Annotated in this window: 10 protein-coding genes; all 10 read right to left on the reverse strand. The window is 62.9% G+C overall.

What is annotated here, in order from left to right:
* On the reverse strand, window positions 1-698 hold a 698-nt coding region (gene hflX / locus WEA77_RS15335), incomplete at its 3' end, for a GTPase HflX (RefSeq protein WP_368068742.1).
* A gap of 6 nt (window positions 699-704) precedes the next feature.
* Window positions 705-953, reverse strand: a complete 249-nt coding sequence (gene hfq / locus WEA77_RS15340) for an RNA chaperone Hfq (protein ID WP_368068743.1) — start codon at window positions 951-953, stop codon at window positions 705-707.
* Window positions 954-1,024: 71 nt separating this feature from the next.
* Window positions 1,025-2,431, reverse strand: a complete 1,407-nt coding sequence (locus WEA77_RS15345; RefSeq protein ID WP_368068744.1) for a potassium transporter TrkG — start codon at window positions 2,429-2,431, stop codon at window positions 1,025-1,027.
* Between the two features lie 3 nt (window positions 2,432-2,434).
* A complete protein-coding gene (trkA, locus tag WEA77_RS15350; protein WP_368068745.1) occupies window positions 2,435-3,808 on the reverse strand; it encodes a Trk system potassium transporter TrkA in 1,374 nt (457 codons plus the stop codon).
* 23 nt (window positions 3,809-3,831) lie between these two features.
* Entirely contained in the window at window positions 3,832-5,217 is a 1,386-nt protein-coding gene (locus tag WEA77_RS15355; protein ID WP_368068746.1) for a sigma-54-dependent transcriptional regulator, read from the reverse strand.
* Window positions 5,218-5,229: 12 nt separating this feature from the next.
* Window positions 5,230-5,649 (reverse strand): PAS domain-containing sensor histidine kinase, encoded by a 420-nt coding sequence (locus tag WEA77_RS15360; protein WP_368068751.1) that lies wholly within the window; start codon window positions 5,647-5,649, stop codon window positions 5,230-5,232.
* Window positions 5,650-5,652: 3 nt separating this feature from the next.
* Window positions 5,653-7,494: a HAMP domain-containing protein gene (locus tag WEA77_RS15365; RefSeq protein WP_368068747.1), complete on the reverse strand. Its 1,842-nt coding sequence runs from the start codon at window positions 7,492-7,494 to the stop codon at window positions 5,653-5,655.
* Between the two features lie 106 nt (window positions 7,495-7,600).
* Window positions 7,601-8,974, reverse strand: a complete 1,374-nt coding sequence (locus tag WEA77_RS15370) for a sigma 54-interacting transcriptional regulator (protein ID WP_368068748.1) — start codon at window positions 8,972-8,974, stop codon at window positions 7,601-7,603.
* A gap of 1 nt (window position 8,975) precedes the next feature.
* Window positions 8,976-10,037 (reverse strand): nitrogen regulation protein NR(II), encoded by a 1,062-nt coding sequence (locus WEA77_RS15375; protein ID WP_368068749.1) that lies wholly within the window; start codon window positions 10,035-10,037, stop codon window positions 8,976-8,978.
* A gap of 1 nt (window position 10,038) precedes the next feature.
* Window positions 10,039-10,714, reverse strand: a 676-nt coding sequence (locus tag WEA77_RS15380) for a tRNA dihydrouridine synthase (RefSeq protein ID WP_368068750.1), incomplete at its 5' end; no start/stop codon positions are given.

The following is a 10,714-nucleotide window of genomic DNA, read 5'->3' on the forward strand; positions in this document are numbered from 1 at the left end:
TCCCTGGCGAAGACGTCGGCGCCGGTGAGCCGGTTGAACAGGGTCGACTTGCCGGAGTTCGTATATCCGACAAGCGCGATCATCGGCGTACCCGTACGGCGGCGCCCAGCCCTTTGCACGGCGCGTGTGCGTTTCACTTCATCAAGGTCGCGCCGCAGGCGGACGATCTTGTCGTCCAACATCCGCCGGTCCGCTTCCAGCTGGCTTTCTCCGGGACCAGACAGGAATCCGGAACCGCCGCGCTGGCGCTCCAGGTGTGTCCATGTCCGTACGAGGCGGGAGCGCTCGTAAAGAATGCGTGCCAGCTCGACCTGCAACCGGCCTTCTTTCGTCCGTGCACGGAGGCCGAATATCTCGAGGATGAGACCGGTCCGGTCGATGACCTTCATGCCAAGCCGCTTTTCGAGATTGCGCTGCTGGACAGGGGTCAGCGCGCCGTCAATGACCGCAAGTGTGCACTGTTCGGCTTCGAGGTCCGCGGCCATCCGGTCCACGATGCCGCCGGAGAGCAGGTAGGAGGGATTGACCTTTCGCACCTGGTCCGGCCGGACAAAACCCAGCTGACATCCAAGTGCTTCAACAAGGCCGGAGGTTTCCCTCAGACGGTCCGGTGTCGGACGGTCTGCAGGCGTGAACCACGGGATAACCACGCCGGCGATTTCCGGGGCCGGAAGGCGATCAACGAATTTGTCAGTCAATCCGGATCAGTCTCCGTCCATCTCTTCGTCGAAGAGCTGGACTGGCGCGCTGGGCGCGATGGTAGAGATCGCGTGCTTGTAAACCAGTTGCGGCGGCCGCCCGTCTCCCCGGAGAAGTACACAGAAGTTGTCAAACCAGGTGACAACACCCTGTAACTTCACACCGTTGACCAGAAAGATGGTGAGCGGCGTGCGGGATTTGCGAACGGCGTTGAGGAAAGTGTCCTGCAGGTTCTGTTTCTTGTCCGATGACATGGCTTTTGTATTCCTGCTACTGTTTTTGGTATTTCCCCCGAGCTAAGTCCTTTGCTGCAGGTGCGCAAGGGTCAGCCCCGCCAAAAGCTCAGTGAAAGCGCGGGAAGCAGGGTCAGGATCTCCAATCTGCCCAAAAGCATGGCAGCGATCAGGAGAATCTCGCTGCCCAAGCCCAGATTTCCGTCTGCGCCCGCAATCAGGGCGCCGGAAGACGTCAGCGCACCGATGGAAAGGCGGATGGAATCGTCAAATCCGAGCCCCATGAAGCTGAACCCGATCAGGAAAAGGAACACCGCGAGCACGTAGGCTACGAAGTAAACCCAGACGCCGATCACGCTGCGTTCGTCCAGTTCCCGGTCGCGGAACCGGAAGCTGACGACGGACCGGCGATATCCAAGTTGCTGGAACTCCTGGCCCGCCCGCTGGCCGAGCACGACGACACGGGCGAGCTTGATGCCGCCGGCGGCCGCCAGCGCCGAGCCGCCGATCAGGCAAGGCATCACATACACCGTCAACGGAATGGATTGCGCCGCCTGCGGCGAGCCAAGCGGGATTCCGGATGTGGACAGCGTGGAAATGGACCAGCCCAGCGCATCTCCGGCGGCGACGCCTGCGAGGACCGCGAAGCCGGTAAACAGCAGCGCGAAGATGCCGAACATTGCGATTTCCGGGTCCTGTACGATGCCCGCCCAGGCGAAGCGACGAAACGGTAACCAGAAGGCCAGCCCCAGCGATCCCAGGAAGAGCCCGGTTCCGAGGGCGACCGCCACGCCCGATGAACCCGGCGCGCGCTCCAGCGCGTCCGGATGCACCAGCCCCGTCGTGATCACGCTGACGGCATCTCCGAGCGCCCTGCCGGGATCGACGCCCAGCACGATCAACACGCCAAAGATAAAAAGGATCCCGACGCCAAACATCAGCCCCACCGGCACAAGGATGCGCGGCACCGCGTCAAAGAAGCTGGTTTCGGGAAGGGTAAACAGCACTGTTTTGTGGACGCCCGGGCCGCCAAGGTTGACCGCCGCAAAGACCCCGGCTGCGGTTACCACAACGGCAAAAGCCCCCAGCACATGCAGGGCGCCGCGCCAGAAGATAAGACTGGTCGGCCAGCCTTCCGTATCTACACGGATGACCGAATGGCCGGTCGTGGTGAGGCAGGCGGCCGCCTCGTGCACCGCCGTGATCACAGAACTGTTGGCCACCCCGAAGACGAACGGCATCGCTGTGGCAAGCGGCGTGAGGAGCCACCAGAGGATGACGACCGCGAGACCGTCGGATGGCCGCGCACGGCGTTTCGGCGAGGGTGTCAGCAGCAGAACGCTGGCGGCGGCCACCCCGATACCCATTGCCGTCACGCCGAGAGACAGCACCTGCGCGCCTTCTCCCGCCGCACCGGCGATCCCGGCGCCGAGAACGGCCGTGCCCGCCACGATCAGCATCAGCAGGCTCAGGACTCTGGCGACTGAGGCGTAATTCATGGCTCAGAAATAGTCCGGATTGACCCGGAAGAACTTCTCAACGCTGCGAACCATCTCCGCTTCATAGAAGATCACGAGATGGTCTTCCGGACGGACGATGACATCCGAATCCGCCATCAGGATCTGGTTGCCGCGCAGCACGGCCGCGGCCGTGACGCCTTCAGGCAGGTCGTCATAACCGAGCGTCTTGCCAATCAGGGAGGACGATTCCAGCGTTACGCCCTCGGCGACCTCCGCCATCCCGTCTTCCAGCGATTGCAGACCGAGGATCCTTCCGCGCCGCATGCGCAGCAGGACTTGCGAGACTGTCAGAGCGCGCGGATCCAGCACGGTGTCCACGCGCATGTCGGCGGCCAGGCTGGCAAGTTCCGGCGCATTGATGAGCGCGAGTGCGCGCTTGGCGCCGGCGCGTTTGGCGAGATTGCTGATCAGCAGATTGGTCTTGTCGTCGTCGGTGATGGCGATAACGAAATCAGCCCTGTCCACACCGCCCTCGGCAAGGATATCGGGGTTGAGGCCGTCGCCCTGGATCACGATCGAGCGCTTGACCTGCGCAACGGCTTTGTTGGCACGCTCCGCGCTGCGCTCGATCAACCGTACACGGATGTGACTTTCCTTCTCCAGAACCTTCGCAACATGCAGGCCGACATTGCCGCCGCCGATGATCACGACATGATCGAGACGGCTCTGGTCGCGGTTGAAGATCGAAGTCAGGCGCTCAGCGTGCACATCGAGGACCGCGATATAGGCCCGGTCACCCGGCTTGAGCACATCACGTCCACGCGGCGCGCGGATTTCGGCGCCGCGTCCGATGCCGATGACCCGGGCCGAAAGATCCGGGAATACGCCGCGCATCTGGTCCACCGGAAGATCAATCAGGGGATTGTCCGCGCCGAGTTCAAATCCGAGAAGCTTGAGACGCCCGCCCGCAAACGCGGCACTCATGATCGTACCCGGGGTCCGGAAGCGCTGGAGGATGGCGTCGCCGACTTCTGCTTCGGGCGAGATCACCATGTCGATGGGCAGGCCCTCCCGGGAGAAGATATTCTTCCACGCCGCATCCAGATACGAGCGGTCGCGCACGCGCGCGATCTTGAACGGCACCGAGAAAATCGTGTGGGCGATCTGGCAGATCACCATGTTGATCTCGTCGAAGTGCGTGACTGCGATGATCATCTCGCAATCGGCTGCACGGGCCCGTTTCAGAACGTCCGGATGCGCTGCATGGCCTACAATGCCGCGCACATCGAGATCAATCGAAACCTGGTCCACCAAGTCCGCGTTTTCGTCGATGATCGTGATTTCGTGCTTTTCACGCGCAAGCCGGCGGGCAATTCCCTGCCCTACGCGCCCGGCGCCGCAGATCAGAACGTGCATCAGTTCAGCCTTTCAGCCCAGGGTCAGCTATCGTGCCGCACGCCTGTTGTTATGCCCAAAGCCTTTAATTTTCGGTGGAGGGCCGAGCGTTCCATACCGATGAATTCGGCCGTCCTCGATATGTTTCCATTAAACCGCGTGATCTGCAGGGTCAGGTATTCGCGCTCGAATTGCTCACGCGCATCCCGCAATGACAGGCCCACAAGGTCTGCCGAACCAGATTGCGCCGCCAGGGAAGCCGACCGGCCGGGATCACGGGGCAGCTCATCCACGCTGATCGGCCGGGTCGAATCGGAGGGCGACAGGATCAGGATCCGCTCCACAAGATTGCGTAGCTGCCGGATGTTTCCAGGCCATTCCATCGACTGCAGGACGGCCAGGGCCTCCGGCGTGAAATTCCGGAAAATCAGGCCGGAAGTTTCCGCTATGCGCTCACAAAAATAGGAGGCAAGTTCTGTGATATCGTCGCGTCGTTCGGAAAGCGACGGTACACGCAGCGGCACAACGCTGAGCCGGTAGAACAGGTCCTCGCGGAAGTTACCTTTCTCGATCTCGGCGCGCAGGTCCTTCGTCGTCGCCGCCATGACCCGAACATCGACGCTGACATCCGACCGGCCGCCGACCCGCTGGAAGCGCTGCTCCGTCAGCACCCGGAGAATCTTGTTCTGCGTGCCGATAGGCATGTCCGCGACTTCGTCCAGCAGCAACGTGCCCGTGTGTGCGCGCTCGAACAAGCCGACGCGTATGGTGCGGCCTTGCGAATCCTCTTCGCCGAACAGAGCAATCTCCATCTGGTCCGGGGCAATCGTCGCGGCGTTGACGACCACGAACGGTCCCTGCACGCGCCCTGAACTCTTGTGGATGAGCCGCGCGGCCAATTCCTTGCCGACACCGGCAGGTCCGGAGATCAGCACCCGTGAATTGGTCGGCGCCACCTTGTCGATGGAGGCGCGGAGCGTGGCCGCCGCCTGGCTGTTGCCAATCCAGCGCTCCTCGTCCCCGGCGCGGTTGCGCAGCGCCGCGTTCTCGTAGCGAAGCGCCGCAGACTCGATTGCGCGCTCCACCACGAGCATCAGCCGGTCCGCCTTGATCGGCTTCTCGATGAAGTCGAATGCGCCGCGCCGGATGGCGGCAATCGCCGTTTCTATATTGCCGTGCCCGCTGATTACGATGACCGGCAGGATAGGGTCAATCGATTTGAGGTACTTCAGCAGTGACAGTCCGTCCATGCCGCTGCCCTGCAACCAGACATCGAGGATCACCAGACGCGGCGTCCGTGAACGGACTTCCTCAAGTGCGCGCTCTGCTGTATCTGCCGTCCGGACAGAGTAACCTTCGTCGCCAAGGACGCCGGCCATCAGTTCCCGGATATCCGGCTCATCGTCCACGACTAGAATGTCGAGTGCCATTCGATCGTTCCTCTACAAACTCATTGAACCGGGCACATGCCCGTCATTGTGAACTAAATCATTGCCGGCCGTGTCGGCTGACTGCATCGCCAGTGCGCCGTTTTCAGGCATCAGCACACGCACTCGCGCGCCGCGCAAACCGTCTGGCCGGTTCTGCAACGAGATTGAGCCGCCATGATCCGCGATGATACGGTTCACGATGGCGAGACCGAGCCCCGTGCCCTTCTCGCGCGTCGTGACATACGGCTCCAGCAGCCGGTTGCGCACTTCGGCTGGAAAACCCGGTCCGTTATCCTCGATCACGATCTCGAGCCCGCTGGCCTCGCGCGCCAGGATGATACGGATATGACCGGAGACATCATTCTCGATCGGCAGGCCGTCAATTGCTTCGGCTGCGTTCTTGAGAAGGTTGCCGAACCCCTGCGCGAGCAGGCGTTAGTCCCCAAGGAACGGCGCATATGCAAGGTCTGTATCAAGCACGATCTCTATATCGGGTGAGACTACGCTTTGCGCGAAACTTGCCCCTTGCAACACGGCGCACATATCAAACGGGGCGATGCTCGGCTTCGGCATGCGTGCGAAACTAGAGAACTCCTCGACCATACGCGCAATGTCATCGACCTTGCGCAAGATCGTCTCGATACAGCGATCAAACACGCCGTCCGTATCGTCGATCTTGGACGCATAGCGCCGGCGCAGACGTTCGGTCGAAAGCATGATGGGCGTCAGCGGGTTGCGGATCTCATGGGCGATCCGGCGCGCCACATCTCGCCACGCCAGCTGACGCTGGGCAGAAATCAGGCTCGTCGTATCATCGAAAGTCAGCACGCAGCCGCCCGAAGCCTCGGGCGCCGATTTCAGGCGCACGCTTCTGGGTTCTCCATTACGCGTCAGCTCAAGGCTTGCGTCCACCGCCGCGTTGCGCTCGAACGTGTCGCGCACGGTCCGCTCGAATGCTGGCGCAACATCGGCCAGCAGGGCACCTTCCGGCACATCGTCCACGCCAAGTATTTCGCAGGCCGACCGGTTGGCCAGCGTAATGCGCTCTTCCCGGTCCACCCGGATCACGCCGGCGCCGATCTCGCCGAGCAGTGTCTCCACAAAGCGGCGGCGTTCTTCCTCTTCCTTTCGGGCGCGGATCAGCGCGTTCTGCTGGCCCGAAAGCTGTTCGGTCATTGCATTAAACGAGCTGCTGAGAGCATGAACTTCATCCGCAGGACCGCTCACAGGCACGCGCACATTCAGATCACCGTCGCGTACCGCGTGCGCTGCCGAAGCCAGCCGGCCAATCGGACCCGTGATCCGCCCCGCTGCCTCAAGGCCCAACCGGCCTGCCAGCAGGAGAACAAGCCCGACGATCTGCGTATAACCGATGACAAATATAGCCTGCAGCCGGCCGCTGTTGCGTTTGGCGGCATTGTATTCTTCCAGAGCTGTTTCTGCTTCGCGCAGCGAGCGTGCGGCGTTCCGGTCGAAAACCTTCACGGCGTAAATGTATCCGTCGACAGGCGCCGAAATCCGGATCAGCGCAGTGGCGATGCCCCGGCCTTCGTAGAGCGTGGTAGCGACCGCCCCATTGCCGGCCTCGTCGAACGCGGCCTTGGGCGGGGAAAGAAGGATGGCGTCCTGCACACTCGCCTCGGCGATCAGGTCAACACCGTCCGGCCCGAGGATGGCAATCGTAAGGAACTCGCGGATCGCGAGTTCGGAGCGCAGGCCGTCGAAGAACTCGGTTGATGCATAGGCCGCAACTTCCGGCATGCCCGGTCCGCCGAGGGATTGATCGACTTGCTTGGCGAAATTCTCAACGTCCATTGCGGCGAGGCGCATGTCGGATTCGAAAGTCGACTGGAAATTATCGACATAGGTGCGGAAGATTTCGGTATTCTGCTCCATCAGCTGGTCGACGCGTTCGCCAATCCAGCGGTCAAGGCCGCGCGTGATAAAGGCGCCCATGAACACGGCCACGACCATCGAGGGAATGAGCGCCGAGAAGCCGAACAACAGCACGAACCGGCGCGCCAGCTTGCCACCGCCGTCATTGCTGCCGCCCCGGATCGCCAGGTATTCGCGCACCACGATGACGGCGAGCACGATCAGCAGGACAAAGTTCAGTCCGAGCAGCCAGGGCGTGGCGCCCGCTGTCGGATCGTTCGGCGCAGCGCCGGAAATCGCAATGAAAGTCGCAAACACCGCAACCAGGGCCGCGATGATGAAAAGGCCCTCGAAGAGGGCCCAACTTGCTTTCGTCGCCGTTGAGTTTGTAGCTGTCGACACGCAATCCGGCTCTGTTAGGGCCCCAGCCCCGTGGCAATCCGGACACACATTACGTGCCCTTAATGCAACACTGATGCATTAAGGACACGGAATCGCTGGTCGTCAATCAGTCTTCTGCTATTCCCAGCGCGTTAATCTTCGCGCGCAGCGTGTTGCGGTTCATGCCGAGCAGCTGCGCCGCTTTAACCTTGTTGCCTGAGGTCACCGACAGCGCCAGCCGGATGAGCGGGCGCTCCACCCGGTCGATCACTGAACTGTGGACCATCGATGCGCCGCTTTCCCCGCCCGAAACCAGGTCGCCCATCACATAGCGGTGTAGCAACGCCTCCACCTCGGCCTCGAACCCCGCATGGCTGCCGGCCTGTTCGGACGCGCCCATACGCATCTCTCGCTCGACATCCATCAGCGTGATGATCGTGTCGGAGCTGAGCACGGCGAGCCGGATCACGAGGTTCTCGAGTTCGCGCACATTGCCCGGCCAGTCATAGGCGGCCATCAGGTCGAGCGCGGATTTCTCGAACGTCCGCGCCGCAAGCCCCTGACGCTGCGCGCGGATCAGGAAGGCGCGGGCGAGTTCCGGAATGTCTTCCTTCCTGTAGCGCAGCGGCGGTATGGCCAGCCGCATCACGTTCAGGCGGTAATACAGGTCTTCTCGGAACTTGCCCTCTTCGACGAGCTTGCCGAGATTGCGCCGCGTCGAAGCGATGAGCCGCGCTCCCCCGGAATCGCGCAGCAGCTTAACCAGCTGCGCCTGCGCTTCGGCCGGCAGGTCACCGATCTCGTCGAGATACAGCGTGCCGCCCTTCATGTGCACGGCGCCGTCGGTGCCGTTCACGCCGAAGAGTTCACGGTTGATCTCTGCCGCAGGCATCGCCGCGAGGTCGAGCCCGATGAACTTGCCGTTCTTGGAATGGCCAAGCTGGTGGATTGCGCGCGCGGCAAGCTCTTTGCCGGTGCCGCTCTCGCCCTCGATCAGCACGGTGAGGTCCGTGTTCATCACCTTGGCGATCAGCCGGTAGACCTCCTGCATCGCATCGGAGCGTCCGATCAGCGGCAAGCCTGCATCCTGCACAGCCTTCTGCGCTTCGGGATGGATCAGCCGTTCGGCACTCGGCGACGATTTCAGCGCGCGCCGGACCAGGTTTGAGAGCACATCGATATCGAACGGTTTCGGCAGGTAATCGAACGCGCCATGCTCGGCCGCAGAAGCTGCTGTGAGAATCGTGTTCTGCCCGCTCATCACGATGAAGGGCAGGTCCGGCCGCGCCAGCTTCATCGAGGGCAAGAGGTCGAAGATTGATGTGTCGCCGAGATAGACGTCGGTGACGACAACATCTCCCTCGCCGTTGCGTACCCAGCGCTGCAAGGCGTCTGGCGAACTCGTCGCGCGCACCTCGTAGCCCGCCGAGACGAGCGTCTGGTTGACGATCAGGCGAATGCTCGCATCATCTTCAGCGAGTAGAACGGTCTTGTCAGCCATGTCAGCCGGCCTCCACGAGCGGCAAGAGAACTGTGAACCGGGTCGCGCCCGGCTGGCTGTCAACGCGTATCTGACCGCCATGAGAGGACACGACTTCACTCACGACAGAAAGCCCAAGTCCACGCCCCCCCGACTTTGAACTCTGGAAAACATCAAAAATGGTCGCCTGGCGTTCACGCGGGATTCCGTGACCATTGTCTTCAAACGAAATCAGCATTGCGCGCCTCAGTCCCGAACCGAGCCGGGCCTGCCGCATGGCCAGTCCGGCCGCATAGGCCGTGCGAACGGTGACTTCGCCCCGGCCGCTGTCTTCGGACGCGGCTTCGGCTGCATTGCGCACGATATTCTGGAAGGCCTGCTGCAGGTGATCGGGATCTGCCTGGATATCCGGCAGCGAGGGATCGAACTCGCGCTTGAACTCGATCTTCGGTCCCATCGCGGCTCGCTCTGCGGCAATCACCTTGTCGAGCAGGGCGTGCACATTGCAGGTCTGCATGCGCGGCGCCGAGAAAAGTTCGAAAGCTGAGAGCCGGTTTACGAGTCGCTCAATGCGGCGCGCTTCGTCCTTGATGATGTCGAGCAGCTCCGACTGCTCGGCGAGGCCCTGACGTTCGAGCAGCTGCGCCGCTCCGATGATGCCGGCAAGCGGGTTTTTCACTTCATGGCCGAGGATTCGCCCGAACCCGGCCGCGCCGGCTATGCCTTCCGACGGGTCGCGCGCCGGCGCTTCGCCGAGCACCAGGATAAAGTCACCCCCGTCCACACTGCGCACCCGCACGTCGCATATCGTCCGCGTCGGCACCGAGGGTCCGGACACAGGCGTTGACGGTGCCGTGATCTCGGCAGGCTCGCGCGCCGCCCGGTCGATCAACTCGAACAGCGGCGAGTCATGGTAGATCACTTCGCTCAGCGGACGGTCGATCAGCGCCCGGCGCGACAGCTGCAGCAGCGCTTCTGCCGCCGCATTCACATTGCAGATCCGCCGCCGTGCATCGATGTGGAGCAAGGCGACGGGCGCCAGCTCCGACAGGTTGGCAGGGCGCGTTTGGTCAAGCGCAGGCATGTCAGACCAGCTCCTCGGGGGTTCGTTCGAGATAGACCGCGCGCACGGCGCGGGTGAGTTCGGCCGGATCTTCTATCCGGCAGAGTTGTGCGCGCAGCGCGCGGCGCGCCGCATCAGGCAGCGAAACGGTGAGATGCTCAATTGCCGCCGAGACATGTTTGCGCGCCATCCGCAGGCCGAGGTCCGGCCCGTAGAGCGCCAGCGAACCCGCAATCTGTTCGGCGAGGCTGTCGCATTGCGCGGCCATCTCCGGCATCCGCCAGCGGCGTCCTTCCAGCGCAGCCGCAATCTCGCCCGGCAGCCAGGGACGGCCCATCGCGGCGCGTCCGACCATCACACCGTGCGCGCCCGATTGCGCGAGCGCCGCGCGCGCCGAGGCAACATCCCGGATATCCCCGTTGACGATAACTGGCAGTGACACCGCCTCGACCGTATCGCGTACCGCCGCCCAGTCGGCCGCACCCGTATAGAACTGGCACCGCGTCCGCCCGTGCACCGTCAGCATCCGGATGCCCTTGCCTTCGGCAATCCGGGCCAGTTCCGGCGCATTGCGGTGCGTATCGTCCCAGCCGAGGCGCATCTTCAGCGTTACCGGTCGCGCGCCCGCCCCTTCGATGGCCGCGTCGATGATCTCACCGGCAAGCCCGAGGTCGCGCATCAGCGCCGAGCCCGAATGG

Origin of the sequence: Hyphomonas sp., from assembly GCF_040882205.1 — a bacterium.
Lineage (GTDB): Bacteria > Pseudomonadota > Alphaproteobacteria > Caulobacterales > Hyphomonadaceae > Hyphomonas.